Here is a 25,353-nt window from a genome sequence, read left to right as displayed (position 1 = left end):
CGGACGGTATGTCCGCTCAGCGGCGCGGAACGCGAACGACACCCTCCTGGATGACGGAGATCGCCAGCCGCCCGTCCCGGGTCCAGATCCGGGCCTGGCCGAGGCCGCGCCCGCCGGAGGCGGACGGCGACTCCTGGTCGTAGAGCAGCCATTCGTCGGCCCGGAAGGGCCGGTGGAACCACATGGCGTGGTCGAGCGAGGCGCCGACCACGTCGCCGACGGCCCAGCCGCCGCGCCCGTGGGCGAGCAGCACCGAGTCGAGCAGCGTCATGTCGGAGACGTACGTGGCGAGCACGACGTGCAGCAGGGGGTCGTCCGCGAGCTTGCCGTGGGTGCGGAACCACACCTGCGAGCGCGGTTCGCGCGGCTCCCCGACGGAACCCCACGGCGGGGTCTCCGCGTACCGCAGGTCTACGGCCGCGCGGGCCTCGATCAGCCGCCGGGCCACGTCCTCCGGCAGGTGCCGGGGCAGCATCTCCTCGGCGGTCGGCAGCGTCTCCGGGTCGGGCGCGGCCGGCATCTCCGCCTGGTGGTCGAGCCCGTCCTCGTCCGTCTGGAAGGAGGCGGAGAGGTGGAAGATCGGCTGCCCGTGCTGGATCGCGACGACCCGGCGGGTGGTGAAGGACCGCCCGTCCCGGATCCGGTCGACCTCGTAGACGATCGGCGCGCCTGGGTCGCCCGGCACCAGGAAGTACGCGTGCAGGGAGTGGGCGTGGGGGCCCCTCCCTGCTCGAGCGGAGCCGAGAGCTCGGGGGAGGTGGGCGGGGACGGTCCGGCCCGCCGCCACCAGCGCCTGGGCGGCCACCTGGCCGCCGAAGACGCGGGGGACGAGCGCGGACCGGGACTGCCCCCGGAAGATGTCCTGCTCGATCCGCTCCAGGTCGAGCAGGGCGAGCAGGTCATCCAGTGCGGTGGGGGCTTCGGGCACTTACAGGCCCATCGACTTGGCGATGATGGACTTCATGATCTCGCTGGTGCCGCCGTAGATGCGGTTGACGCGGTTGTCGGCGTACAGGCGGGCGATCGGGTACTCGTTCATGTAGCCGTAGCCGCCGTGCAGCTGGAGGCAGCGGTCGATGACGCGGTGCGCGACCTCGGTGCAGAAGAGCTTGGCGGAGGCGGCCTCGGCCGGGGTCAGCTCGCCGGCGTCCAGGGCCTCCAGGGCGCGGTCGGCGACGGCCTCGGCGGCGTCCACCTCGGCCTGGCAGGCGGCCAGCTCGAACTTGGTGTTCTGGAAGTGGGCGACCGGCTTGCCGAAGACGGTGCGCTCCTGCACGTACTGCTGGGCGAACCGGACGGCGGCCTTGGCCTGCGCGTAGGCGCCGAAGGCGATGCCCCAGCGCTCGGAGGCGAGGTTGTGGCCGAGGTAGGAGAAGCCCTTGCCCTCCTCGCCGAGCAGGTCCTCGACGGGGACCTTGACGTCGACGAAGGCGAGCTCGGCGGTGTCGGAGGTCTTCAGGCCGAGCTTGTCGAGCTTGCGGCCGATCGAGTAGCCCTCGGACTTGGTGTCGACGGCGAAGAGGGAGATGCCGAAGCGGCGGTCGTCCTCGGACGGGGCGGAGGTGCGGGCGCAGACGATGACGCGGTCGGCGTGGACGCCGCCGGTGATGAAGGTCTTGGCGCCGTTGAGGACGTAGTGGGTGCCGTCCTCGGAGAGCTTGGCGGTGGTCTTCATGCCCGCGACGTCGGAGCCGGTGCCCGGCTCGGTCATCGCGAGGGCCCACATCTCCTCGCCGGTGACGAACTTCGGCAGGTAGCGCTTCTTCTGGTCCTCGGTGGCGAGCATCTTGATGTACGGCAGGGCGAGCAGCACGTGCACGCCGGAGCCGCCGAACTGCACGCCCGCGCGGGAGGTCTCCTCGTACAGGACGGCCTCGAACTTGTGGGTGTCGAGGCCGGCGCCCCCGAACTCCTCCGGCACGTTGATGCCGAAGATGCCCAGCTCGCCGAGCTTGTAGTAGAAGTCGCGCGGCGCCTGGCCGGCCGCGAACCACTCGTCGTAGACCGGGACGACCTCGGCCTCGATGAAGGCCCGGATGGTCTCCCGGAAGGCCTCGTGGTCCTCGTTGAATACGGTACGGCGCACGAGCCGCCTCCTTCGTCGCTGCCGGTTTTCTAAGCGCTTGCTCAGCCTGTCCGATCGAAGTTACCCAGCGGTCACCCGCCCTGTCCAGACTCCCCGCCTGTGATCCAGGCCCGTCCCACGGAGTCGTACCCGTGGACCGGCCTTCCCCGCACCCCGCTGGTCCGAAAGGGTCGCCCGTCCTCGTCCCCGATCCGGACCGTGCCCCGGCGCCCCTCCGCGCTCCACTCCAGCTCCAGGTACCAGCGGCAGTCGCAGTCCGCCGTCCGCGCCGCCACCAGCAGCTCCTCCGGATCGGCGGCGGTGACCGCGTACGGGAAGGAGACGGCGGGGAGCGTCCGGCCCTCCTCGCCGGAGGCGTCGTACCCGTCCCGGGGCCGGGCGACCGGGCGCGGCCGGTCCAGGTCCACCTCGAAGCGGCGCGGCGTCACCGCCCCGCCGCACCCGTCGTCCGTCCGGTACGCCGGCCACGGCAGCGGCTCCGCCCGCCCCACCACGCGCACGTGCAGCCCCTGGAGCACGACCGCCGCCGCGCCCTTCCCCTGCACCGACACCCGCACCAGCGTCTCCCCGCCGTGCACCGCCCCCCGCGCCTCCGCCCACCGGCGCGCGTCGGCCGGCTCCGGCGGGGGCGGCGGCGTCCGCTCCACGAGATAGGTGTGCCCGCACCCGTTCGCCCACACGTGGGAGGCGACGGTCCAGGTCAACGGCTCAGGCACCGGAGCCTCGGGTCGTCCGGGCAGGAGTACGGCTCCGAGCGTCACCGCCGCCACGACCGCGACCGCCCCGCCGACCAGGCCCACCCACCCCCACCGCCGCCACCCCGGCACGGACGGGAGGACCGGCGGGGGAGCGGGGACGGGCGCGGGCCCGGGAGCCGGCTCCGGGACGGGTTCCGGGGCGGGTTCCGGCGCGGGCGCCGGCGCCCGGCGGGCCCGGTCGGCGCGGGTCCAGGCGTCCTCCAGCGCGCGGCGCTCCTCCTCGTCCGCGCCGCACAGCACGGCCAGCCGGGCGACGACGCCGAAGTCCTCCGGGACGGTCGCGCCGGTGCAGTAGCGGTGCAGCGAGGAGGCGCTGACGTTCAGGCGCCGGCCCAGCGCCTCGTAACTCCGCCCGTCCCGCGCCTTCAGCGCGCGCACCCGCGCCGCGAACTCCTCGACGGCCCCGTCCTTCGCCATCCCGACCCCCGGTCCTCGGCGTCCCACCCCTGTACATCTTCCCACGTCACCGGGGGTGGGATGGTTCCGGGACGGCGGGCGGGCGCGTCACCGTTGCCCCCGGCGGGCGGCGGCCCGACGCTGGTGTCAGCACCTGACCGAACGACCCACCGGGGGAACGAACCGCCATGACCGAGCTCCGTACCGCACTCGCCGCCACCGCCGCCGCAGCCCTGGGCCTCGCGGCCCTCGCCGCCGCCCCGGCGCAGGCCGCCGCCCAGCCCGCCTTCCTCGCCGCCTCCCAGATGCCGCCGTCGTCGACGCCGTGGACCGCCACGCCCGTCTTCAGCGGCGTCCCGGAGAACGGCGGCGTCCTGTGCGCCCCGTACAAGATCCCGGCGCAGAACACCCGCTACCGCGAGTTCAGCACCGAGCTCGACACCAACGGGGTGCAGGTCACCACCGTCGCCCGCACGGAGGCCGACGCCGTGAAGCTGGTCGACACCCTCCGCAAGGCCCTCGCCGGCTGCGGCCCGCTGCTGGAGCGGCAGAACCCGGGCCTGAAGGCCGTCAGCGCCTTCCACGGCAAGCTCGCCGTGGAGGAGGGCGCCTGGGTCTACAGCCTGGACACCGCCGACCCGCAGATCGGCACCACCGACATCCACCTGTTCTCCGTCGGCCGCGACGGCCGCACCGTCACCCTCGTCCGCTGGGGCCAGATGGGCGACTTCAAGGACGCCCCGCTGACCGCCTTCCGCACCACGACGAAGACCGCCGTCAACAAGCTGTACTGACCCGCGGGCTCGCCGGAGGGCTCACCGCAGCGCGAACCACAGCTCCATCCGCACGTCCGGATCGTCCAGGTCGCGGCCGAGGAGGACCGCGCAGCGGGCGATCCGCTGCCGGACCGTGTTGCGGTGCACGCCCAGCGCGGCGGCCGTGCGGTCCCAGCTGCCGTGCAGGGACAGCCAGGTCCGCAGGGTCTCCGCCTGCGGCTCGCTGAGCGGGGCGAGCAGCACGCGCGCGTGCGCGGCGGCCTCGTCCGGGTCCACCAGCCCGGCGAGGCCGTTCGCGCGGTGCCGCGCCAGCGGGGTGCGGGTCGCCTCCGCGCGGCGCAGCGCCCGCGCGGCCTGGGCGTCCGCCCCGGGCAGGGCGTCGGGGGCGGCGGGGGCGCTCACGCCGAGCGTCCAGCCGGGCTGGGCGGTGACCGCCGCGCCCGGCGGCACCAGGAGCCGTACCGCCGGGGCCCCGGCCGTGTCCACCAGGTCCGTGCCGAGCGCCGCCGCCAGCGTCGCCGCCGCGAACGGCGTGCCGTCGCCGCCCCGGGCGTGCACCACCGTCCACGGGCCGGGGGAGAGGGACGCCGCCGCCTCCGCCGGGGACGCGCCGAGCAGCAGCCGGGTCAGGGCCCCGTCCCGCGCCGACACGTCGGCCGCCCGGTGCGAGGCCGTCAGCAGGGACAGCAGCACCACCGCGACCCCGGCGACCGTGTGGTCGCCGGGGTCGCGCCGCTCCGTCGCCACCCCGAGGACCAGCCCGTCGCCGCCACCGAGCGCGTACGCCGCGAGCCGCAGCCCGCCGCCCTCGCCGCTCGCCGACGCCGGACCGCCCGGCCGGGGCCCCACCACGCCCGCCAGGTCCGCGAGCGCCCGGGCGGCCTCCGGCGGGACACCGCGGCCCGCCGACGCCGACTCCGTGCCGTCCGCGCCGAAGAGGACCGCCCGGCCGCCGAGCCGGGAGGCGAGCGCCCCGAGGACCGCCGGGACCGGCGCCGGACGGGCGGCGGCGGCCGCCAGCGACTGCTGGGCCTCGGTGACCCGGCGCAGCTCGTGCAGCCGGGCCTCCGCCATCAGCCGCCACAGCGCCCGCGCCACCGCCGTGAACGGCGTCCCGGGCGGCACCTCGATCAGCGGCAGCCCCAGCCGCGCGCACGCCGCCACCAGCTCCGCCGGCACCGTGTCGTACACCGGCGTCACGCCGAAGCCGAGCGCCGCGGCGCCCGCCTCCACCACCCGTTCCGCGTACCGCGCCGGGTCCCGCAGCTGCACGCCCGCCGTCATCAGCAGCTCACCGCCGAGCAGGTACGGGTACGGGTCCTCCATCTCCGAGGTGTGCACCCAGTGCAGCGCCACGTCGTCGGGGCCGGTGAGCAGCCGCAGGCCCAGCTCGCGGCGGGCGAGCAGCGCGGCCAGGGTGACCCGGGGGACCGGAGGGGTCGAGGAGGGCTCCCGCGACGCGTCCCGTACAGCGCTCATGGCATGGACCCTTCGCACATCCCCCGCCCCTGCAGTGGAGGAAACGTACACTTCATCGTCGCTTTCCGGCCACCTACTGTCGAGGGATCCAGGGTCACGGGTACGGGCGGATGTCCCCGCGAACAGCTCCTGGGCACATTCCCCGCACGACACGCCACCGAGGTGCGCGAAGGAGGGCCCCATGGCCGTCGACTACACAGTGATCGTCCTGTACTTGGCCGGCATGCTCGCGATGGGCTGGTGGGGCATGCGCCGCGCCAAGTCCAAGAGCGAGTTCCTCGTCGCCGGACGCCGCCTCGGGCCCTGGATGTACTCCGGCACCATGGCGGCGATCGTCCTCGGCGGCGCCTCCACCATCGGCGGCGTCGGCCTCGGCTATAAGTACGGCCTCTCCGGCGCCTGGATGGTCGTCACCATCGGCCTCGGCCTGCTCGCCCTCAGCGTCTTCTTCTCCGCCCGCATCGCGCGGCTGAAGGTCTACACCGTCTCCGAGATGCTGGACCTCCGCTACGGCGGCCGGGCGGGCATGATCTCCGGCGTCGTCATGTGGGCGTACACCCTGATGCTCGCCGTCACCTCGACGATCGCCTACGCCACCATCTTCGACGTCCTCTTCGACCTGCCCCGCACGGTCGCCATCGTCCTCGGCGGCACCATCGTCGTCGCCTACTCGACGCTCGGCGGCATGTGGTCGATCACCATCACCGACATGGTGCAGTTCGTGGTGAAGACCATCGGCGTGCTGCTCCTGCTGCTGCCGATCGCCGTCGTCAAGGCCGGCGGCTTCGCCGAGATGAAGGCCGCGCTGCCCACCTCGTACTTCGAGCCCCTCGGCATCGGCGGCGAGACGATCTTCACCTACGTGCTGATCTACACCTTCGGCATGCTCATCGGGCAGGACATCTGGCAGCGGGTCTTCACCGCCCGCACCGACAAGACCGCCAAGTGGGGCGGCACCGTCGCCGGCACCTACTGCCTCGCGTACGCCGTCGCCGGCGCGGTCATCGGCACCGCCGCCAAGGTCATGTACCCGAACCTGCCGTCCGCCGACGACGCCTTCGCCACCATCGTCAAGGACGAGCTGCCCATGGGCGTGCGCGGCCTGGTCCTCGCCGCCGCGCTCGCCGCCGTCATGTCGACGTCCTCCGGCGCCCTCATCGCCTGCGCCACCGTCGCCAACAACGACATCTGGTCCCGGCTGCGCGGGCTGACCAAGGCCGCCGCGGCCGAGGGCGAGCGGGACGACCACGACGAGGTCAAGGGCAACCGCGCCTTCATCCTCGTCATGGGCGTCGGCGTCATCCTCATCGCCATCGCCCTCAACGACGTCGTCCAGGCCCTCACCGTCGCCTACAACCTGCTCGTCGGCGGCCTCCTCGTGCCCATCCTCGGCGGCCTGCTGTGGAAGCGCGGCACCGTCCAGGGCGCCCTCGCGGCCATCGCCGCCGGCGGCCTCACCGTCGTCGGCCTGATGGCGGCCTTCGGGATCCTCGCGAACGAGCCGATCTACTACGGCCTCCTCGCCTCCCTCGCCGCCTATGTGATCGTCTCCCTGGCGACCCGCCCCACCGACGCCGCGATCCTCGCCGCCTGGCGGGCCCGCCTCGCCGGAGAGAACCCCGCCGACACGCCGGAACCGGCCCCCGTCGGCGCCTGAAGCCCCCGGGCGGCCGAGACCCGGCCGCCCGGCCCACCGAACACCCCACGTCCTCCAGGAGGAAGCCGACCATGAGCAGCGACCAGAACACCCCGCGCGGCCCGATCGACTCGTCCCGCGTCCCGCGGTACGCCGGTCCCGCGACGTTCGCGCGCCTGCCGCGGCTCGACGAGGTCGGCACCGCCGACATCGCCGTGGTCGGCGTCCCCTTCGACTCCGGCGTCTCCTACCGCCCCGGCGCCCGCTTCGGCGGCAACGCCATCCGCGAGGCGTCCCGCCTGCTGCGCCCGTACAACCCCGCGCAGGACGCCTCCCCGTTCGCCCTCGCGCAGGTCGCCGACGGCGGCGACATCGCCGTCAACCCGTTCAACATCAACGAGGCCGTCGAGACCGTCGAGGCCGCCGCCGACGAGATCCTCGGCACCGGCGCCCGCATGATGACCCTCGGCGGCGACCACACCATCGCCCTCCCGCTGCTCCGCTCGGTCGCCAAGAAGCACGGCCCGGTCGCCCTGCTCCACTTCGACGCCCACCTGGACACCTGGGACACCTACTTCGGCGCCGAGTACACCCACGGCACCCCGTTCCGCCGCGCCGTCGAGGAGGGCATCCTCGACACCGAGGCGCTGTCCCACGTCGGCACCCGCGGCCCGCTGTACGGCAAGCAGGACCTGACCGACGACGAGAAGATGGGCTTCGGCATCGTCACCTCCGCGGACATCTACCGCCGCGGCGCCGACGAGGTCGCCGACCAGCTCCGCCAGCGCATCGGCGACCGCCCGCTGTACATCTCCATCGACATCGACTGCCTCGACCCGGCCCACGCCCCCGGCACCGGCACCCCCGAGGCCGGCGGCATGACCTCCCGCGAGCTGCTGGAGATCCTCCGCGGCCTCTCCTCCTGCAACCTCGTCTCCGCCGACGTGGTGGAGGTCGCCCCCGCGTACGACCACGCCGAGATCACGGCCGTCGCCGCTTCCCACACGGCGTACGAGCTGACCACGATCATGAGCCGCCAGATCGCGGCGAGCCGCACGGCACAGTAGAGGCCGACGGCGGCCCGGACGTGCCCGCCCCCCCCCGCCCGGAGCGGGCGGGCACGTCCGCCCACCGCACCGCACCCGACCACGACGCCCAGGGACCCGACATGACCCACGACCACGACCTGGTCCTGCGCCCGACGCCCGCGCAGACGGAGGCCGCCCTCAACCCGCCCGCCGGGCGCAACGGCGGCGACCTCGTCGTCGAGACCCTCGCCGGCCTCGGCGCGACCACCGTCTTCGGCCTCCCCGGCCAGCACGCCCTCGGCATGTTCGACGCCCTGCGCCGCTCGTCGCTGCGGTACGTCGGCCTGCGCGTCGAGAACAACGCGGGCTTCGCCGCCGACGCGTACGGCCGGATCACCGGCGAGGCCGCGCCGCTGCTGCTCTCCACCGGCCCCGGCGCCCTCATGTCGCTCGCCGCGCTCCAGGAGGCCGCCGCGGCCTCCGCGCCGGTCCTCGCCATCGGCAGCCAGATCCCCGCCGCCGGCCTCGGCGGCGGCCGGCACGGCTACCTGCACGAGCTGCGCGACCAGCAGGCCAGCTTCCGGGACGTCGTGAAGTCCGTCCACACGGTCCGCACCCACTCCCAGATCCCGTCCGCGATCGCCGCGGCCTGGGAGTCGGCGCTCACCGCCCCGCACGGCCCGGTCTGGGTCGAGATCCCGCAGGACGTCCTCCTCGCCGGGACGACCCTGCCGGTCGTCACCGCCATGGACGCCACCCCCGAGGACGTCGTCCCGCGCCCGGAGCTGACCGCCGTCGCCGCGCACCTCCTGTCGAACGCCGAGCGGCCCGCGATCATCGCCGGCGGCGGCGTCGTCCGCTCCGACGCCTCCGGCAAGCTGCTCGCGCTCGCCGAGAAGCTGGACGCGCCCGTCGTCACCACCTTCGGCGGCAAGGGCGCCTTCCCGTGGGAGCACCCGCTGTCGCTCCAGTCCTGGCTGGAGGACCGGCACACCACCGACTTCCTGGAGGACGCGGACGTCCTCCTCGTCGTCGGCTCCGGCCTCGGCGAGCTGTCCTCGAACTACCACACCTTCGCGCCGCGCGGCCGGGTGATCCAGATCGAGGCGGACGCCGGGAAGCTGGAGTCCAACCACCCGGCGCTCGGCATCCACGCGGACGCCCGCCTCGCGCTCCAGGCGCTCCTGGAGACGGCGGAGGACCGCACGGACCCCGCCGCCCCGGCCCGCGTCCGTACCGTCCTCGACAAGGTCCGCGCCCGCCTCGACGCCCAGGACCTGGAGCTGGAGCGGCGGATCGTCGCCTCGGTCCGCGAGGCGCTGCCGCCGCGGTCGCCCAGCTTCTGGGACATGACGATCCTGGCGTACTGGGCGTGGTCGGCCTTCGACCCCCGCCACCCCAACACGATGCACTCCGCGCAAGGTGCCGGCGGCCTCGGCTACGGCTTCCCCGCCGCCCTCGGCGCCGCCGCCGCCGACCCGACGACCCCGGTCCTCGCGGTCTCCGGCGACGGCGGCGCGATGTACTCGATCGCGGAGCTGGCGACGGCGAAGCAGTACGGCCTCGACGTCACCTGGCTGATCGTCGACGACGGCGGCTACGGCATCCTCCGCGAGTACATGACGGACGCCTTCGGCGAGCCCACCGGCACCGAACTGGCCCGCCCCGACTTCGTCGCCCTCGCGGAGTCCTTCGGCGTCCCGGCCACCCTCACCACCCCCGACACCCTCACCGCCGACCTGGCGAAGTCCCTCGCCACCCCCGGCCCCTCGGTCGTCGTCCTCCCGGCCCTCCTGAAAATGTTCGAACCGACCCACCTCTGACGGGCCCGGCCCGGGAGGACGTCAGTCCACGATGTCCTCCCACGCCTCCCGGTAGGCGGCGATCCGCTCCTCGTAGCCCTGGCGGAACTCCGGCGTCAGCCGGGGGGCGAGGCCGGCCCAGCTCATGCGGCCCGGCGGGATCCGCCGGCCGATGTCGGCGAAGGCCGCCGCCGCCGCGTCCGCGACCGCCCCGCCCCTCTGGCGGGCGGCGAGGATCTGCTCCCCGACGTCCGGCAGCAGTGCCTCGAACGTGCCCAGCGGCTTTCCGGCCGCCTTCGTGACCTCCCGTTCGGTCACCGGCGCGATGCGGCCGTGCTCCGCCAGGCCCTTCATCGCGACCAGCGCCGCGTACACCTGGCCCCAGCGGTACGGCGTCCCGTCCTCGGCCTGCCCCACGCGCGTCCCCTTCCCGTCGTGTCCCGTCGCACGATCGCGTCGGCGGGTTCCTACCCAGCCGCCGGCGGTCCTAGGACTTCCGGCCCGTCTTTGTTGCCGCGGGATGAAATCGCACGTCGGGCACGTTGTCGCCTTCCGGTAGACCAGGACGGACGGGAGGCGCCACGTGGTGGTGGAGCGGGAACAGGGGTGGGCGCGGCGGCTGTGGTCGTACGCCTGGCGGTACAAGGCGGACGTGGTGCTCGCGCTCGGCTCGTCGCTCGCCGGCATGGCGCTGCTGGCGCTGGTGCCGCTCATCACCAAGGTGATCATCGACGACGTGATCGGGACCGGGACCCGGTCCCTCGCCGTGTGGACCGGGCTGCTGCTCGGCGCCGCCGTCCTCGTGTACGTGCTCACGTACATCCGGCGCTACTACGGCGGCCGGCTCGCGCTCGACGTGCAGCGGGACCTCCGTGACGACATGTACGGGACGATCCTGCGGCTCGACGGACGGCGGCAGGACGAGCTGTCGACCGGGCAGGTCGTCGGGCGGGCCACCAGCGACCTCCAGCTGATCCAGGGCCTGCTCTTCATGCTCCCCATGACGATCGGCAACATCCTGCTGTTCGTCATCTCGCTGGCCGTCATGGCCTGGCTGTCGATCCCGCTGACCCTCGTCGCCCTCGCCGTCGCCCCCGCCCTCTGGTGGATCGCCAAGCGGAGCCGCACCCGGCTGCACCCGGCCACCTGGGCGGCCCAGCAGGAGGCCGCCGGGGTCGCCGGCGTCGTCGACGGGGCCGTCACCGGCGTCCGGGTCGTCAAGGGCTTCGGGCAGGAGGACCAGGAGACCGGGAAGATCCGGGAGGCCGGCCGGAAGCTGTTCGCCGCCCGGCTGCGCACCATCCGGCTGAACGCCCGCTACACCCCCGCCCTCCAGGCCGTCCCCGCCCTCGGCCAGGTCGCCGTCCTCGCGCTCGGCGGCTGGCTCGCGTACAAGGGCCAGATCACCCTCGGCACCTTCGTCGCCTTCTCCTCGTACCTGGCGTCCCTGGTCGGCCCGGTCCGGATGCTCGCCATGGTCCTCACCGTCGGCCAGCAGGCACGCGCGGGCGTGGAGCGGGTCGTCGAGCTGATCGACACCGAGCCGGCCCTCGCGGACGGCACGAAGGAGCTGCCGGCCGACGCCCCGGCGACCGTCGAGTTCGACGGCGTGAGCTTCGGCTACGGCGACGGCAGGCCCGTCCTCGACGGGTTCTCGCTGGAGCTGCGGGAGGGCGAGACCGTCGCCCTCGTCGGCTCCTCCGGCTCCGGCAAGTCGACCGTCTCCCTCCTCCTGCCCCGCTTCTACGACGTCGACCGCGGCGCCGTCCTCGTCGGCGGCCACGACGTCCGCGAGCTGACCCTGGAGTCGCTGCGGGCCGCGATCGGCCTCGTCCCCGAGGACTCCTTCCTCTTCTCCGACACCGTCCGCGCCAACATCGCGTACGGCGTCCCCGACGCCACCGACCAGCAGGTCGAGGCCGCCGCCCGCGCCGCCCGCGCCGACCGGTTCATCGCCGAGCTGCCCGACGGCTACGCCACCAAGGTCGGCGAGCACGGCCTCACCCTCTCCGGCGGCCAGCGCCAGCGCATCGCGCTCGCCCGCGCGATCCTCACCGACCCCCGCCTGCTCGTCCTCGACGACGCCACCTCCGCCGTCGACGCCAAGGTCGAGCACGAGATCCACGAGGCGCTGAAGGCGGTGATGGCGGGCCGGACGACCCTCCTCATCGCGCACCGCCGCTCCACCCTCGGCCTCGCCGACCGGATCGCCGTCCTCGACGGCGGCCGGCTCGCCGACCTCGGCACCCACGAGGAGCTGGAGGAGCGCTCCGCGCTCTACCGCCGGCTCCTCACCGACCCCGACGAGCTCGGCGGCGTCTCGCCCGGGCACCTCCCGGCCGCCGGCGCCGAACCCGCCGGCGACGACGCGCTGCGGGCCGAGCTGGACGCCGAGTTCGACGCCGAGCGCGGCATCACCCCCGCCCTGTGGGTCCGTGACGAGAACCCCGACCGGGACGCCAAGGCCGCCGGCGCCACGCCCGAGCTGCTCGCCGCCGTCGCCGCCCTGCCGCCCGCCGCCGACACCCCCGACGTCGACGAGGCCCGCGCCGTCCGGCCCGAGTCCGACTACGGGCTCCGCCGGCTGCTGCGCGGCTTCGGCGCGCCGCTGCTCATCAGCCTCGGCCTGGTCGCGCTCGACGCGGGCGCGGGCCTGCTGCTGCCGGTCCTGATCCGGCACGGCATCGACGAGGGCGTGAACCGGCTGGCGATCGGCGCCGTCTGGGCCGCGTCCGCGCTCGCGCTGGTCACCGTCCTCGTGCAGTGGGCCGCGCAGACCGCCGAGATCCGGATGACCGGCCGCACCGGCGAGCGGGTCCTGTACGCGCTCCGCCTGAAGATCTTCGCGCAGCTCCAGCGCCTCGGCCTGGACTACTACGAGCGCGAGCTCACCGGCCGGATCATGACCCGGATGACGACGGACGTCGACGCCATGTCGACCTTCCTCCAGACGGGCCTGGTCACCGCCTTCGTCTCGGTCGTCACCTTCTTCGGGATCATGGTGGCGCTGCTGGTCCTCGACCTCCAGCTGGCCCTGGTCGTCTTCGTGACCCTGCCGGTCCTCGCCGTCGCCACGTACTTCTTCCGCCGCTCCAGCGTGAAGGCGTACGAGCTGGCCCGGGAGCGGATCAGCGTCGTCAACGCCGACCTCCAGGAGTCCGTCGCCGGCCTGCGGATCGTGCAGGCGTTCGGCCGCGAGCGGTCGGGCGCCGCCCGGTTCGCCGAGCGCGGCGACGCCTACCGGGACGCGCGCGTGCGCGGCCAGTGGCTGATCTCGGTCTACTTCCCGTTCGTCACCCTGCTGTCGTCGGTGGCCGCCGCGGCCGTCATGATCGTCGGCGCGAACCGGATCGAGGCCGGCACCCTCACGACCGGCGCCCTCGTCGCGTACCTCCTCTACATCGACCTCTTCTTCGCCCCCGTGCAGCAGCTCTCCCAGGTCTTCGACGGCTACCAGCAGGCCGCCGTCTCGCTCGGCCGGATGCGGGAACTGCTCCAGGAGCCGACGTCGACGGCCGCCGCGGCCGAGCCCCGCGAGGTGCTGTCGCTGCGCGGCGAGATCGCCTTCGAGGACGTCTCCTTCGCCTACGGGGAGGAGGAGGCGGCCCTCACCGGCGTCGACCTGCGGATCCCGGCCGGGCAGACCGTCGCGTTCGTCGGCGAGACCGGCGCCGGCAAGTCCACGCTGGTCAAGCTGGTCGCCCGGTTCTACGACCCGACCTTGGGCCGGGTCACCGCCGACGGCACCGACCTGCGGGACCTCGACCTCACCTCGTACCGGCACCGGCTCGGCGTCGTCCCCCAGGAGGCGTACCTCTTCGCCGGGACGATCCGCGACGCCATCGCCTACGGGCGGCCCGGCGCCACCGACGCCGAGGTGGAGGCGGCGGCCCGCGCGGCCGGCGCGCACGACATGATCGCCACCCTGGACGGCGGCTACCTCCACGAGGTCGCCGAACGCGGCCGGAACCTGTCGGCCGGCCAGCGCCAGCTGATCGCCCTGGCCCGCGCCGAGCTGGTGAACCCGGACGTCCTGCTCCTCGACGAGGCCACCGCCGCGCTGGACCTCGCCACGGAGGCCCAGGTGAACGCCGCCACCGAGCGGCTCGCCGGCCGCCGCACCACCCTGATCGTCGCCCACCGCCTCACCACGGCGGCCCGCGCGGACCGGGTGGTCGTCATGGACCACGGCCGCGTCGCCGAGGACGGCACCCACGACGAACTCCTCGCCCGGAACGGCCGCTACGCCGCCCTCTGGCGCACCTTCATCGGCGCGCCGGACCCGAAGGCCGAGCCGGAGGAGGAGCCGGCGTCGCTGTGACGCGCGGGCCGCGCAGGTCGCTGAGTACGCCGGCTGAGTACGGGCGCTCATGCCGGGGCCCGGCGGCCGGGGTGGAATCGGGGGCATGAGCACCAGCGCCCCCACCCCTGCCCCCACTGCCCCCGCCCCCGCGACCGACCCCGGAGCGGACGCGCGCCGGCTCCGCCTCCGGGCGCTCGGGGCCGGGCTGGCGCTGGTCCCGGCGACCGTGGTCGCCGTGTTCCTCGCCCTGGCCACCGACAAGGGCGGCCACTGCGTGATGCGGGGCACCTGCGGTGACGTGCCCGGGTGGCTCTACCAGGCCGCCCTGGCCGTCGCCGGGGCCGCCTGGCTGGTCGCCCTCACCACGCCGGGCGGGCGCCCGCCCGCGCCGGTCCGGCGGGCCGCCCTGAGGACGCTGCTCGGCGCCGAGGCGGTCTTCCTCCTGCTCGTCCTGGCGCACTACCTGGGGTGAGAGCCGTCCCACACAGGCAACCGTACGGACGTCCGGGGCGTCGTAAGGACGTACGGCCACGGGGAGAGGCGGGGGAGGAACGGGCATGTCCGGAAGCACTGCGGTCCGACCGTCCGCGCGACGCACGCGCGCGCACGGCCCGGTCGCCGGGCGCACGCGCGCGTCCGTCCGGCGGGCCGCCGCGCACGCGCGCGCGTACCTGGCGGGCGCCGTCGCCCGCCTGCGCCCGCACCCCGTCGCGTACGGGCTCGTGCTCGTCCTCGCGGCCGGGCTGCTGACGCTGGCCGGGCCCGGCGGCGGCACCGCCGACGCGGCCTCCGTCTGCACCGGGCGCCCCGCCCGCACGGTCGCCTTCGCCACCGGCGAGCTGCGCCTCTACCGCAACCGCCACTACGCCTGCGCGCTGGTCCTCGCCAAGCGGCCGGGCGCCCCGCGCCCCATGAAGGTCACCCTCCAGCCGCGCGGCGGCCGGGCCGCCGTCGTCAGCGGGCGCTGGGGACGGCAGGCCGGGCCGGTGACCGTGCACGCCCTGAACCGCTGCGTCCGCGCCTCCGCGACCGTCGCGAACCGGTCCACCGCCACCGGCTGGATCCTGTGCTGAACCACAGGTAAGACTCAACCGGGTCTGGCGGCCCGGACGTTCACCCCGCTAGGTTCACGGCACCGTTGTGAATCATGGGAGGGTGCATGCGCAAGTCGCTGAGACTGATGCTGTCGCTTTCGGTGCTCATAGGCACCGTGGGCTCCACCGGCGTGGCCACCGCCACCGCCGCGGACACGGAGTCCGTCAGCGCGGTCGCGGAGGCGCAGGGCTCGGACATCAAGGACCGCCTGCTGGCGATCCCCGGGATGAGCCTGATCGAGGAGAAGCCGTACGCCGGCTACCGCTTCTTCGTCCTCAACTACGAGCAGCCGATCGACCACAAGCGCCCCTGGGCAGGAACGTTCCAGCAGCGGATCTCGGTCCTCCACAAGGGCACCGACCGCCCCACCGTCTTCCGCACCAGCGGCTACGGCCTGAGCACCACCCCGAGCCGGGCCGAGCCGACCCGGATCATCGACGGCAACCAGGTCTCCCTGGAGTACCGCTTCTTCACGCCGTCCCGCCCCGCCCCCGCCGACTGGTCCAAGCTCGACATCTGGCAGGCCGCCAGCGACCAGCACCGCGTCTTCACCGCCCTGAAGAAGGTCTACGGCGAGAACTGGCTCTCCACCGGCGGCTCCAAGGGCGGCATGACCGCCACCTACTACGAGCGCTTCTACCCGCGCGACATGGACGGCGTCGTCGCCTACGTGGCCCCCAACGACGTCGTCAACAAGGAGGACTCGGCCTACGACCGGTTCTTCGCGAACGTCGGCACGAAGGAGTGCCGCGACCGCCTGAACTCCATGCAGCGCGAGGCCCTGCTCCGCCGCGCCCCGCTCCAGGAGAAGTTCAAGGCGTGGGCCGAGACCGAGGGCGCCACCTTCAACACCGTCGGCTCGCTCGACAAGGCGTGGGAGGCGACCGTCCTCGACTTCGTCTGGGGCTTCTGGCAGTACTACGGCGAGGACGTCTGCGACACGATCCCGGACGCCAAGACCGCGAGCGACGACACCGTCTACGAGACGATCGACGCCTACGCCGGCTGGTCCGCCTACACCGACCAGGGCCTGGAGTACTACACGCCGTACTACTACCAGGCGGCCACCGAGCTCGGCTCGCCGTCCATCAAGCAGCCGCACCTCGACGGCCTGAACCGCTACGGCTACCAGCCCGCCTCGAACTTCGTGCCCCGCGAGATCCTCATGAAGTTCAAGCCGTGGGTCATGCGCGACGTCGACGACTGGGTCCGCAAGAACGCGAACCGGATGCTCTTCGTCTACGGCGAGAACGACCCGTGGGGCGCCGAGCCGTTCCGCGTCGACAAGGGCGCCCGGGACAGCTACGTCTACTACGCGCCCGGCGGCAACCACGGCGCCAACGTCGCCGGACTCGTCGACGCCGAGCGGGAGAAGGCCACCGCCCGCATCCTCGCCTGGGCCGGGGTCGAGGCCCCCGCCGTCGAGGCGGCCCGGCCGCTGGCGCGCTTCGACGCCCGCCTGGACCGGCCCGTGGACGAGGACGTGACGAAGGAGCACGGCCTGCGCCCCTGACCCCCGGTGGGGGTGCGGCCCCGCGCGAGGCCGCACCCCCGTCCGTCAGCGGTCGTACGACAGCCCGTACCCGACCGGGTAGAGCGTCACCGCCGGGTCCTCCGCGCTGCGCACCGGCACCGGGAGCCGCCCGCGCGGCTTCGCCCGCCCGGCCAGCACCCGGACGGCGGCGCGGAGTTCCACGTCCGTCCAGGAGTAGGCGGCCAGCGTGGCCCGCTGCCCGGAGATCCGGGCGACGTCGTACGGGTTGCGGATCGCGACCGTCACCACCGGCACCCCGGTCGCCACCAGCCGGGCCACCAGCGTCCGCTGCGGGCTCGCGGCGGTCAGGTTGTACGTGCCCACCACGACCACGTCCTGCCCGGCGGCGGCGGCCACCGCCTCCTCGATCCGGGCCGCCGTCGGCGTGATCCCGGTGGACAGCACCGTCGGGGTGAAGCCCAGCTCGCGCAGGGCGGCGCCGAGCGTGGTCGTCGGCGGCCCGGTCGTCCCGGACGGGGAGGCCGGGTCGGCGCCGACCACCAGCACCTTCCCGTGCGCGGCCGGACCCAGCGGCAGGAAACCGCCCTCGTTGACCAGCAGCGTGGTGGTCCGCTCGGCGATCCGGTCGGCCTCGGCGAGGTGCCGCGGCGTGCCGACGGTCGCGTCCACCTCCGCCCGGTCCGGGTACGGGTCGGCGAAGAGCCCGCGTCGCGCCTTCAGCCGCAGGATCCGCAGAACCGATTCCTCGATCCGCTCCTCCGTCAGCTCCCCGTCCCGCACCGCCGCCAGGACCGCGTTCCAGGCCACCGCCAGCTGCGGCGGGTTCAGCAGCTGGTCCACCCCCGCCTTCAGCGCGAGCACCGGCACCCGGTCGTCGCCGTACTTGGTGCGCACCCCCTGCATGTCCAGGGCGTCCGTCACCACCACCCCGTCGTAGCCGAGCTGTTCGCGCAGCACCCCGGTGAGGATCGGGTACGAGAGCGTGGCCGGGTCCTCGGACGGGTCGAGCGCCGGGACGACGAGGTGCGCGGTCATGATCGCGTCGATACCGGCGGCGATCGCGGCCCGGAACGGCGGGGCGTCCAGCTCCGCCCACTGCTCGCGGGTGTGGGTGATGACCGGCAGGCCGTAGTGGCTGTCGACGGCGGTGTCGCCGTGGCCGGGGAAGTGCTTGGCGGTGGCCGCCACGCCCGCGCCCTGGTAGCCGCGGATCTGGGCGGTGACGAGACCGGACACCGCGGCGGGGTCCGAGCCGAAGGAGCGGACGCCGATGACCGGGTTGGCCGGGTTGACGTTGACGTCGGCGACCGGGGCATAGTTCTGCCGGATGCCGAGCGCGGCCAGTTCGGCGCCGGCGATCCGGGCCGCCTTGCGGGTGTCCGCCGGCGAGCCGCCCGCGCCCAGCGCCATCGCGCCGGGCAGCAGCGTGGCGGGCTCGCCGATCCGGCAGACGATGCCGTGCTCCTGGTCGGTGGAGATCAGGACGGGCACGGGCGTGCCGTGGGAGAGCGCGGCGGCCTGGATGCCGTGGGAGAGCGCGGCGATCTGGTGCGGGTCGCGGGTGTTGTGGGCCCAGGCGAAGTAGATGATGCCGCCGAGGTGGTAGCGCTCCAGCAGCTCGGCGGCGGTGCGGACGCCGAACTCGCGGAGGTTGGCGTCGGCGTCGGCCGGGTCCGGGTCGGTCGCCGAGTGCCCGTACACCCGGCTGACGAAGAGCTGGCCGACCTTCTCCTCCAGCGACATCCGCCCGACGATCCGGCGCAGCCGGTCCTCGGTCCGGGCGTCGGTGGCGTGCGCGGCGGGGGCGACGGCCCCGGTGACGGCCGCGGCGGCGGCTGCGGCGGTGACGGAGAGCAGGGTGCGGCGGGTGGGAGCTGGAGGGGTGCGGCGGGTGGGGGTGGGAGGGGGAGTGGGGGTGGCGGAGGCGGGGTGGGGCACTGGTGCTCCTTCCGGCCGTGCGTGGGTGAGTGAGCAGGGGTGAAGGAAACTGCCAAGGTGCACGGATAGCCTGAAAGTAACTGCCAGGTCAAGGATTCCCGCACGAATCGCCGAAGCGACCGCGGCGGCGCCCGCCGGACGTACGGGGGTCGGCGGGCGGTGCGGCCATGCTCCTGTCTGCCGGACGCGCGGAACCGGCGGAAGCCCGTCGCTCAGGCCGCCGACGCGATCGACGGCCACAGTTCCTGGAGCGTACGGACCGTCTCCACGATCGCCGGGCGGCGCGCCGCGCCCGTGCGCCACAGCGCGTGCAGCCGGCGCGTCGGCGCCGGGTCCAGCCGGAGCGGGGCCACCTCGGGCGGCAGCCCGCCGCGCCCCAGACGGGGGACGAGCGCGATGCCGAGGCCGGCCGCGACCAGCGCGACCTGGGTGTGGTTCTCCTCCGCCTGGTGCACGACCAGCGGCTCGGCCCCGGCCGCCCGCAGCGTGCGCATCAGCCAGTCGTGGCACACCGTCCCCGGCGGCTGCGAGATCCACCGCTCGTCCGCCAGCTCCTCCCGCCGCACCGACCGCCGGGCCGCCAGCGGATGGTCCCGGTGGACGAGGATGTCGCAGCCGTCGTCGCCGATCACCGCCTGCTCGACCCCGGGCGGCGCCGGCAGCGGGGCGATGTCCCAGTCGTGGGCGACGGCCAGGTCGAGCACCCCGCGCGCCACCAGGTCCACCGACAGGTGCGGGTCGACCTCCGTCAGCCGCGCGTCCAGCCCGGGGTGACGGACCGCCAGGTCCGCCAGCACCCGGGGCATCAGACCGCGCGCCGCGCTCGGGAAGCAGCCGACCGCCAGCCGTCCGGCGGGCAGCCCGCGCCGCTCTTCGAGCCGTACCTCCGCCTCCTCCACGATCGCCAGCAACCGGCGCGCCGTGGAGGCGAGCTGGCAGGCCTCGTCGGTGAGCCGGACGCCCCGCCCGCTGCGTTCGAGCAGGGTCGTACGGGTCTCCCGCTCCAGCTTCGCGATCTGCTGGGAGACCGCCGACGGGGTGTAGCCGAGCGCCGTCGCGGCGGCGCCGACGCTGCCGTGGACGGAGACGGCGTGCAGGGCGCGCAGACGGCCGAGATCGAGCACGGGAACCTCCGGCGGACACTCACGGATTCAGCAACGCTTCATCCAACCATGAAGAGACCTGTGCTGGTGCTACACGGTCACGGCCGGTCATGCTCCGTGCATGCGCCCCGCACACATCGCCCTCGCCGCGCTCGTCGCCGCGGTCTGGGGAGTCAACTTCGTCGTCATCGAGATCGGTCTCGACCACTTCCCGCCGCTGCTCTTCTCCGCCCTCCGCTTCCTCGCCGCCGCCCTCCCCGCGGTCTTCCTCGTCGGCCGCCCCAAGGTCGCCTGGAAGTGGATCATCGCCGTCGGACTCGCCCTCGGTGTCGCCAAGTTCGGCCTGCTCTTCACCGGCATGGACCTGGGCGCCCCCGCCGGCCTCTCCTCCCTCGTCCTCCAGGTGCAGGCCGTCTTCACCGCCCTCTTCGCCTTCGCCGCCCTCGGCGAGCGACCCGCCCGCCGCGCCGTCGCCGGCATGGCCGTCGCGCTCGCCGGCATCGGCGTCGCCGCCGTCGACGAGGGCGCCTCCGGGCCGGTCACCGGTTTCGTCCTGGTCATCGCGGCCGCCGCCTGCTGGGGCGTCTCCAACGTCCTCACCCGCAAGGCCGCCCCGCCCGACCCGCTCAACTGGATGGTCTGGGTCAGCACCGTCCCCGTCCTCCCGCTGCTCGCCCTCTCCCTGCTCCTGGAGGGCCCCGAGCGGGACCTCGCCGCGCTCCGCGCCCTCGACTGGACCGGCGCCGGCGTCATCCTGTACGTCGCCTGGGTCACGACCGTCTTCGGTTTCGGCGCCTGGGGCTGGCTGCTCCGCCGCCACCCCGCCTCCTCCGTCGCCCCCTTCTCGCTCCTGGTCCCCGTCTTCGGCATGTCCTCCGCCGCGCTGTTCCTCGGCGAGTCGGTGAGCCCCCTGCGCTGGGTCGCGGCGGCCCTCCTCGTCGGCGGTGTGGCCCTGACGTCGCTGTCCCCCCGGAAGCCGGCCGCCGCGCCGGGAGCGGGACCCGAAGGGGAGCCGGGACCCGGGCGCGAACCGGCCGCCGGGCCGCCGGCGGGCCCGGAATCCCTGGTGCGGGAGGCGCCCGTTCCCGTATCGTCCGTGGGTCCCGCCGACGACGAAAGGCCCGCATGACCTTCGAGCACGTGACCGTCGACGCCCCCGTCCCCGCGCCCGCCGCGCTGCTCCTCGCCGGCATCCCCGGCAGCGGCAAGTCGACGGTCTCGGCCGCCCTCGCCGCCCGCTTCGCCCGCGCCGCGCACATCGAGGTCGACCACCTCCAGGAGCTGATCGTCAGCGGCGGCCGCTGGCCCACCCCGGAGGGCGACCCGGAGGCGGACCGGCAGATCCTCCTCCGCGCCCGCAACGCCTGCCTCCTGGCGGGCAGTCTCGCCGCCGCCGGCTTCCTCCCGGTCATGGACGACGTCGTGGTCCGCCGCTCCCACCTGCGGTACTACCGCGAACAGATGACGGCGGGCCCGCTGCACGTGGTCTTCCTCGCGCCCGGCCCCGACACGGCGTGGGAGCGCAACAACGCCCGCCACAAGCGCCTCACCACCAACTGGGCCTTCCTCGACGAGGCGATGCGCGAGGAACTGTCCGGCGAGGGCGTCTGGATCGACAACTCCGCACAGACGGTGGAGGAGACGGTCGACGCGGTCCTCGCCGCGACGGGCCTGGACACCTCCGCGGACGCGTAGGACGCGTAGGACGCGTAGGACGGGTCGGCGGCCGAAGGCGGTCGGTCGCCGCCGGCGCCGGCCCCCCCCCGCCGCCGGTCCGCCCGAACCGGCGGAGAGGGCGGGCGGGAGGCGCCGCCGGGCCGGTACCCGTCACGGTCAGCCCCGCGGCGCCCCCGTCGAGTCCCGTACCACCAGCTCGCCCGGGACCGTCTCGGTGCCGTCGGCCGGGGCGTCCTGGGTGCCCATCGCCAGGCGGCCCGCGCGGGCGCCGGTGTCGTGCAGCGGGAGGCGGACGGTGGTCAGGGCGGGGACCGCGTCGACCGAGAAGGGGAGGTCGTCGAAGCCGGCCACCGACACGTCGCCGGGGATCGACAGGCCCCGCTCCCGCAGCGCCGCGCAGACGCCCAGCGCGACCGTGTCGTTGGCGGCGACGATCGCCGTGAGGTCCGGGTCGCTGGCCAGGAGCTCCGCGACGGCCGCGTGGCCGGAGGGGCGGTCGTACGGGCCGTGCACGGTCGGCCCCTCGGCGACGCCCGCCGCCGCCAGCGCCTCCCGGTGGCCCTCCAGGCGGTGCCGGGTGGTCGTGCGGTCGGCGGGGCCCGCGACGTAACCGATCCGCCGGTGGCCGAGGCCGAGCAGGTGCTCGGTGAGGCGGCGGCCCCCGGCGCGGTTGTCGAAGACGAGCGCGGCGGTGTGCGCGTCCCCCGGCACCGGCGGCCGGCCGCACAGCACGACCCGGGTGCCGGCCTCGGCCATCCGGGACAGCTTGGCGGCGGTCGCGTCCAGGTGCCGCGGGTCCTCCAGCGAGCCGCCCATGAGGATCACGGCGGCGGCGCGCTGCCGCTGGAGCAGCGTCAGGTAGGTGAGCTCGCGCTCGGGGGAGCCGCCGGTGTTGCAGACGACGGCCAGCTTCTCGCCGCCCGCCCGGCCGGACCCGCCCTCGCCGATCGCGCTCTGCGCCGCGCTCGCCATGATCCCGAAGAAGGGGTCGGCGATGTCGTTGACCAGCACCCCGACCAGGTCGGAGGTGGCGGCGGCGAGCGAGCTGGCGGGCCCGTTGAGGACGTAGTCCAGCTCCTCGACGGCCTTCAGGACCCGCTCCCGCGTGGAGGCGGCCACCGGGTAGTTGCCGTTCAGGACCCGGGAGACGGTCGCGGGGGAGACCCGGGCGCGGGCGGCCACGTCCGACAGGGTGACGGTCATCGCGTGCGTACCTCCGACATCGCGTGCACAGCTCCGAGGCCGTAGGCGCGGGGGCCTTGTCCGGCGTGATGTCGGCAGGCTAGCGTCATCCGTGGCAGAAAGCGCTTTCTACCGTCGCGCCGAAAGCGCTTTCTGCCCTGCATGGCGTTGTCCCGTCGTGCTGTCACGCGGTGAACGAGGGCGCAGCCCGCCGGAGAGAGGAAACCTTCCATGACACGCAGGACCGTCCGCATCGCCATGAACGGCGTCACCGGGCGCATGGGCTACCGCCAGCACCTCGTCCGCTCGATCCTCGCGCTGCGCGAGCAGGGCGGCCTCGACCTCGGCAACGGCGAGGTCCTCTGGCCCGAGCCCGTCCTCGTCGGCCGCCGCGAGCACGCCCTGCGCGCCCTCGCCGAGAAGCACGGCCTCACCGAGTGGTCCACCGACCTCGACGCCGTCCTCGCCGACGACTCGATCGACGTCTACTTCGACGCCCAGGTCACCTCCGCCCGCGCCGACGCCCTCACCAAGGCCATCGCCGCCGGCAAGCACCTCTACACCGAGAAGCCCACCGCCGCCGACTTCGCCGGCGCCCTCGCCCTCGCCCGCCTCGCCGCCGAGAAGGGCGTCAAGCACGGCGTCGTCCAGGACAAGCTCTTCCTCCCCGGCCTGCTGAAGCTCAAGCGGCTCGTCGACGGCGGCTTCTTCGGCGAGATCCTGTCCGTGCGCGGCGAGTTCGGCTACTGGGTCTTCGAGGGCGACTGGCAGGAGGCCCAGCGCCCCAGCTGGAACTACCGCGCCGAGGACGGCGGCGGCATCGTCGTCGACATGTTCCCGCACTGGGAGTACGTGCTCCACGAGCTCTTCGGCCGGGTCACCTCCGTCTCCGCCGAGGTCGCCACCCACGTCCCGCGCCGCTGGGACGAGGAGGGCAAGCCGTACGACGCGACCGCCGACGACGCCGCCTACGGCACCTTCCACCTGGAGGGCGGCGCCATCGCCCAGATCAACTCCTCCTGGGCGGTCCGCGTCCACCGCGACGAACTCGTCGAGTTCCAGGTCGACGGCACCGAGGGCTCCGCCGTCGCGGGCCTGCGCACCTGCCGCGTCCAGCACCGCAGCGCCACCCCCAAGCCGGTCTGGAACCCCGATATCCCCGCCACCTACTCCTTCCGCGACCAGTGGCAGGAGGTCCCCGACAACGCCGACTTCGACAACGGCTTCAAGGCCCAGTGGGAGCTGTTCCTCCGGCACGTCGTCCTCGACGAGCCGTACCACTGGGACCTCCTCGCCGGCGCCCGCGGCGTCCAGCTCGCCGAACTCGGCCTGAGGTCCGCCGCCGAGGGCCGCCGCCTCGACGTCCCGGAGGTGTCCCTGTGACGCTCCGCCTCCCGCTCCCCGGCGGCGGCACGCGCGCGTACCGGCCCCGGACCGAACCGTTCGCCTCCGCCGCGTCCGGCCCGCTCACCTCCCGTACGGTCTTCTCCGCCGCGCACGTCGTCGCCGACCCGTACGCCGACACCACCCCCGACGGCCCCGCCGCCGTCGACTGGGACGCCACCCTCGCCTTCCGCCGCCACCTCTGGTCCCACGGCCTCGGCGTCGCGGAGGCCATGGACACCGCCCAGCGCGGCATGGGCCTCGACTGGGCCGGCGCCGCCGAACTCGTCCGCCGCTCCGCCGCCGAGGCGAAGGCCGAGGGCGGCCGGATCGCCTGCGGCGCCGGCACCGACCAGCTCACCGGACCCGCCACGCTCGCGGAGATTCGGGCCGCGTACGAGGAACAGCTCGCCGTCGTCGAGGAGTCCGGCGCCCAGGCCGTCCTCATGGCCTCCCGCGCGCTCGCCGCCGCGGCCGGCGGCCCCGAGGACTACCTCGACCTGTACGGCCACCTGCTCCGCCAGGCCGCCGAACCGGTGATCCTCCACTGGCTCGGCCCGATGTTCGACCCGGCCCTGGAGGGGTACTGGGGCTCCGCCGACCTCGACGCGGCCACCGAGACCTTCCTGGAGGTCATCGCCGCCCACCCCGACAAGGTCGACGGCGTCAAGATCTCCCTCCTCGACGCGGGCCGCGAGGTCGCCCTGCGCCGCCGCCTCCCGGAGGGCGTCCGCTGCTACACCGGCGACGACTTCCACTACCCCGAGCTGATCGCCGGTGACGACCAGGGCTTCAGCCACGCCCTGCTGGGGATCTTCGACCCGCTCGGCCCGCTGGCGGCGGAGGCGGTCCGGGTCCTGGACACCGGCGACACGGCCGGTTTCCGCACGCTCCTCGACCCGACGGTGGCGCTCTCCCGCCACCTCTTCGCGCCGCCCACCCGCTACTACAAGACGGGCGTGGTCCTGCTCGCCTGGCTCGCCGGCCACCAGGACCACTTCACCATGGTCGGCGGCCTCCAGTCGGCCCGCTCCCTGCCGCACCTGGCCCGCGCCTACGAACTCGCCGACGGCCTCGGCCTGTTCCCGGACCCGGCCCGCGCGGAGTCCCGGATGCGGTCCCTGCTCACGGTGTACGGAGTCCCCCAGTCAACTTCTCGGTCCTGAGGGACCGAGCTTGTCACCCGATCCCTGAAAGGCCGTGATTGCAAGTGGAG

At 74.4% G+C, this 25,353-nt stretch carries 20 protein-coding genes; 12 read left to right on the top strand and 8 right to left on the bottom strand.

Features of this window, described 5'->3' with window-relative positions; all coding sequences use genetic code 11:
* Nucleotides 1-16 precede the first annotated feature (16 nt).
* The 3 genes from ACFVQZ_RS14450 to ACFVQZ_RS14440 form a co-directional block, all read right to left on the bottom strand.
* The gene (locus tag ACFVQZ_RS14450; RefSeq protein WP_030493945.1) at nucleotides 17-928 is read right to left on the bottom strand and encodes an acyl-CoA thioesterase II; all 912 of its coding nucleotides are present in this window, start codon (nucleotides 926-928) and stop codon (nucleotides 17-19) included.
* Complete coding sequence (locus ACFVQZ_RS14445; RefSeq protein WP_030493946.1) at nucleotides 929-2,086, bottom strand: acyl-CoA dehydrogenase family protein; 1,158 nt, start codon at nucleotides 2,084-2,086, stop codon at nucleotides 929-931.
* 71 nt (nucleotides 2,087-2,157) lie between these two features.
* Nucleotides 2,158-3,261: a helix-turn-helix domain-containing protein gene (locus ACFVQZ_RS14440; protein ID WP_383622131.1), complete on the bottom strand. Its 1,104-nt coding sequence runs from the start codon at nucleotides 3,259-3,261 to the stop codon at nucleotides 2,158-2,160.
* 167 nt (nucleotides 3,262-3,428) lie between these two features.
* Here ACFVQZ_RS14440 and ACFVQZ_RS14435 point away from each other — a divergent pair, with 167 nt between their 5' ends.
* Nucleotides 3,429-4,034 (top strand): hypothetical protein, encoded by a 606-nt coding sequence (locus ACFVQZ_RS14435; RefSeq protein ID WP_030493948.1) that lies wholly within the window; start codon nucleotides 3,429-3,431, stop codon nucleotides 4,032-4,034.
* Nucleotides 4,035-4,055: 21 nt separating this feature from the next.
* Here the strand turns inward: ACFVQZ_RS14435 and ACFVQZ_RS14430 are convergent, their stop codons facing one another.
* Nucleotides 4,056-5,495: a PucR family transcriptional regulator gene (locus ACFVQZ_RS14430; RefSeq protein ID WP_383622127.1), complete on the bottom strand. Its 1,440-nt coding sequence runs from the start codon at nucleotides 5,493-5,495 to the stop codon at nucleotides 4,056-4,058.
* 181 nt (nucleotides 5,496-5,676) lie between these two features.
* On the opposite strand from ACFVQZ_RS14430, the gene ACFVQZ_RS14425 reads away from it, so the two are divergent.
* The 3 genes from ACFVQZ_RS14425 (at nucleotide 5,677) to ACFVQZ_RS14415 (ending at nucleotide 9,982) form a co-directional block, all read left to right on the top strand.
* Nucleotides 5,677-7,152 carry a sodium:solute symporter gene (locus ACFVQZ_RS14425; protein WP_383622124.1) on the top strand — a complete coding sequence of 492 codons (1,476 nt, stop codon included), beginning with the start codon at nucleotides 5,677-5,679 and terminating at the stop codon, nucleotides 7,150-7,152.
* A 71-nt stretch (nucleotides 7,153-7,223) separates the two neighbouring features.
* Entirely contained in the window at nucleotides 7,224-8,198 is a 975-nt protein-coding gene (speB, locus tag ACFVQZ_RS14420) for an agmatinase (RefSeq protein WP_030493955.1), read from the top strand.
* A gap of 101 nt (nucleotides 8,199-8,299) precedes the next feature.
* On the top strand, nucleotides 8,300-9,982 hold the full coding sequence (locus ACFVQZ_RS14415) for a thiamine pyrophosphate-binding protein (RefSeq protein ID WP_030493956.1): 1,683 nt from the start codon (nucleotides 8,300-8,302) through the stop codon (nucleotides 9,980-9,982).
* Between the two features lie 21 nt (nucleotides 9,983-10,003).
* Here ACFVQZ_RS14415 and ACFVQZ_RS14410 read toward each other — a convergent pair whose 3' ends face one another.
* Nucleotides 10,004-10,378, bottom strand: a complete 375-nt coding sequence (locus ACFVQZ_RS14410; protein WP_030493957.1) for a hypothetical protein — start codon at nucleotides 10,376-10,378, stop codon at nucleotides 10,004-10,006.
* A gap of 169 nt (nucleotides 10,379-10,547) precedes the next feature.
* Here ACFVQZ_RS14410 and ACFVQZ_RS14405 point away from each other — a divergent pair, with 169 nt between their 5' ends.
* From ACFVQZ_RS14405 to ACFVQZ_RS14390, 4 genes are all read left to right on the top strand, one after another.
* Nucleotides 10,548-14,282, top strand: a complete 3,735-nt coding sequence (locus tag ACFVQZ_RS14405) for an ABC transporter ATP-binding protein (RefSeq protein ID WP_383622264.1) — start codon at nucleotides 10,548-10,550, stop codon at nucleotides 14,280-14,282.
* An 85-nt stretch (nucleotides 14,283-14,367) separates the two neighbouring features.
* Complete coding sequence (locus tag ACFVQZ_RS14400) at nucleotides 14,368-14,736, top strand: hypothetical protein (RefSeq protein ID WP_030493959.1); 369 nt, start codon at nucleotides 14,368-14,370, stop codon at nucleotides 14,734-14,736.
* Nucleotides 14,737-14,821: 85 nt separating this feature from the next.
* Nucleotides 14,822-15,337 carry a hypothetical protein gene (locus ACFVQZ_RS14395; RefSeq protein WP_321192630.1) on the top strand — a complete coding sequence of 172 codons (516 nt, stop codon included), beginning with the start codon at nucleotides 14,822-14,824 and terminating at the stop codon, nucleotides 15,335-15,337.
* 86 nt (nucleotides 15,338-15,423) lie between these two features.
* The gene (locus tag ACFVQZ_RS14390; protein WP_383622118.1) at nucleotides 15,424-16,872 is read left to right on the top strand and encodes an aminopeptidase; all 1,449 of its coding nucleotides are present in this window, start codon (nucleotides 15,424-15,426) and stop codon (nucleotides 16,870-16,872) included.
* Nucleotides 16,873-16,917: 45 nt separating this feature from the next.
* On the opposite strand, the gene ACFVQZ_RS14385 is transcribed toward ACFVQZ_RS14390, so the two are convergent.
* Nucleotides 16,918-18,711 carry a glycoside hydrolase family 3 protein gene (locus ACFVQZ_RS14385; protein ID WP_383622261.1) on the bottom strand — a complete coding sequence of 598 codons (1,794 nt, stop codon included), beginning with the start codon at nucleotides 18,709-18,711 and terminating at the stop codon, nucleotides 16,918-16,920.
* Between the two features lie 293 nt (nucleotides 18,712-19,004).
* Nucleotides 19,005-19,916: a LysR family transcriptional regulator gene (locus tag ACFVQZ_RS14380; protein WP_030493963.1), complete on the bottom strand. Its 912-nt coding sequence runs from the start codon at nucleotides 19,914-19,916 to the stop codon at nucleotides 19,005-19,007.
* Between the two features lie 100 nt (nucleotides 19,917-20,016).
* On the opposite strand from ACFVQZ_RS14380, the gene ACFVQZ_RS14375 reads away from it, so the two are divergent.
* Nucleotides 20,017-21,024: an EamA family transporter gene (locus ACFVQZ_RS14375; RefSeq protein WP_383622113.1), complete on the top strand. Its 1,008-nt coding sequence runs from the start codon at nucleotides 20,017-20,019 to the stop codon at nucleotides 21,022-21,024.
* The gene (locus ACFVQZ_RS14370) at nucleotides 21,021-21,590 is read left to right on the top strand and encodes an AAA family ATPase (RefSeq protein ID WP_030493965.1); all 570 of its coding nucleotides are present in this window, start codon (nucleotides 21,021-21,023) and stop codon (nucleotides 21,588-21,590) included. Before ACFVQZ_RS14375 ends, ACFVQZ_RS14370 begins: the two co-directional genes overlap by 4 nt.
* Nucleotides 21,591-21,728: 138 nt before the next feature.
* Here the strand turns inward: ACFVQZ_RS14370 and ACFVQZ_RS14365 are convergent, their stop codons facing one another.
* A complete protein-coding gene (locus ACFVQZ_RS14365; RefSeq protein ID WP_383622109.1) occupies nucleotides 21,729-22,775 on the bottom strand; it encodes a LacI family DNA-binding transcriptional regulator in 1,047 nt (348 codons plus the stop codon).
* 210 nt (nucleotides 22,776-22,985) lie between these two features.
* On the opposite strand from ACFVQZ_RS14365, the gene ACFVQZ_RS14360 reads away from it, so the two are divergent.
* Both ACFVQZ_RS14360 and ACFVQZ_RS14355 read left to right on the top strand, forming a co-directional pair.
* Nucleotides 22,986-24,137: a Gfo/Idh/MocA family protein gene (locus ACFVQZ_RS14360; protein ID WP_383622106.1), complete on the top strand. Its 1,152-nt coding sequence runs from the start codon at nucleotides 22,986-22,988 to the stop codon at nucleotides 24,135-24,137.
* On the top strand, nucleotides 24,134-25,303 hold the full coding sequence (locus ACFVQZ_RS14355; RefSeq protein ID WP_030493968.1) for a dihydrodipicolinate synthase family protein: 1,170 nt from the start codon (nucleotides 24,134-24,136) through the stop codon (nucleotides 25,301-25,303). Before ACFVQZ_RS14360 ends, ACFVQZ_RS14355 begins: the two co-directional genes overlap by 4 nt.
* The last annotated feature ends 50 nt before the right edge of the window (nucleotides 25,304-25,353 follow it).

This window comes from Streptomyces sp. NPDC057854, from assembly GCF_042797055.1.
In the GTDB taxonomy this organism is placed as follows: Bacteria; Actinomycetota; Actinomycetes; order Streptomycetales; family Streptomycetaceae; genus Streptomyces.
Note: the sequence above shows the minus strand (reverse complement) of the source record. Positions and strands in the feature narration are given on the sequence as shown.

Coding starts and splice junctions, on each gene's coding strand:
- ACFVQZ_RS14430 (WP_383622127.1), bottom strand. CDS start 5,495: ATGAGCGCTGTACGGGACGCGTCGCGGGAGCCCTCCTCGACCCCTCCG.
- ACFVQZ_RS14440 (WP_383622131.1), bottom strand. CDS start 3,261: ATGGCGAAGGACGGGGCCGTCGAGGAGTTCGCGGCGCGGGTGCGCGCG.
- ACFVQZ_RS14415 (WP_030493956.1), top strand. CDS start 8,300: ATGACCCACGACCACGACCTGGTCCTGCGCCCGACGCCCGCGCAGACG.
- ACFVQZ_RS14435 (WP_030493948.1), top strand. CDS start 3,429: ATGACCGAGCTCCGTACCGCACTCGCCGCCACCGCCGCCGCAGCCCTG.
- speB (WP_030493955.1), top strand. CDS start 7,224: ATGAGCAGCGACCAGAACACCCCGCGCGGCCCGATCGACTCGTCCCGC.
- ACFVQZ_RS14370 (WP_030493965.1), top strand. CDS start 21,021: ATGACCTTCGAGCACGTGACCGTCGACGCCCCCGTCCCCGCGCCCGCC.
- ACFVQZ_RS14360 (WP_383622106.1), top strand. CDS start 22,986: ATGACACGCAGGACCGTCCGCATCGCCATGAACGGCGTCACCGGGCGC.
- ACFVQZ_RS14400 (WP_030493959.1), top strand. CDS start 14,368: ATGAGCACCAGCGCCCCCACCCCTGCCCCCACTGCCCCCGCCCCCGCG.
- ACFVQZ_RS14365 (WP_383622109.1), bottom strand. CDS start 22,775: ATGACCGTCACCCTGTCGGACGTGGCCGCCCGCGCCCGGGTCTCCCCC.
- ACFVQZ_RS14395 (WP_321192630.1), top strand. CDS start 14,822: ATGTCCGGAAGCACTGCGGTCCGACCGTCCGCGCGACGCACGCGCGCG.
- ACFVQZ_RS14425 (WP_383622124.1), top strand. CDS start 5,677: ATGGCCGTCGACTACACAGTGATCGTCCTGTACTTGGCCGGCATGCTC.
- ACFVQZ_RS14375 (WP_383622113.1), top strand. CDS start 20,017: ATGCGCCCCGCACACATCGCCCTCGCCGCGCTCGTCGCCGCGGTCTGG.
- ACFVQZ_RS14390 (WP_383622118.1), top strand. CDS start 15,424: ATGCGCAAGTCGCTGAGACTGATGCTGTCGCTTTCGGTGCTCATAGGC.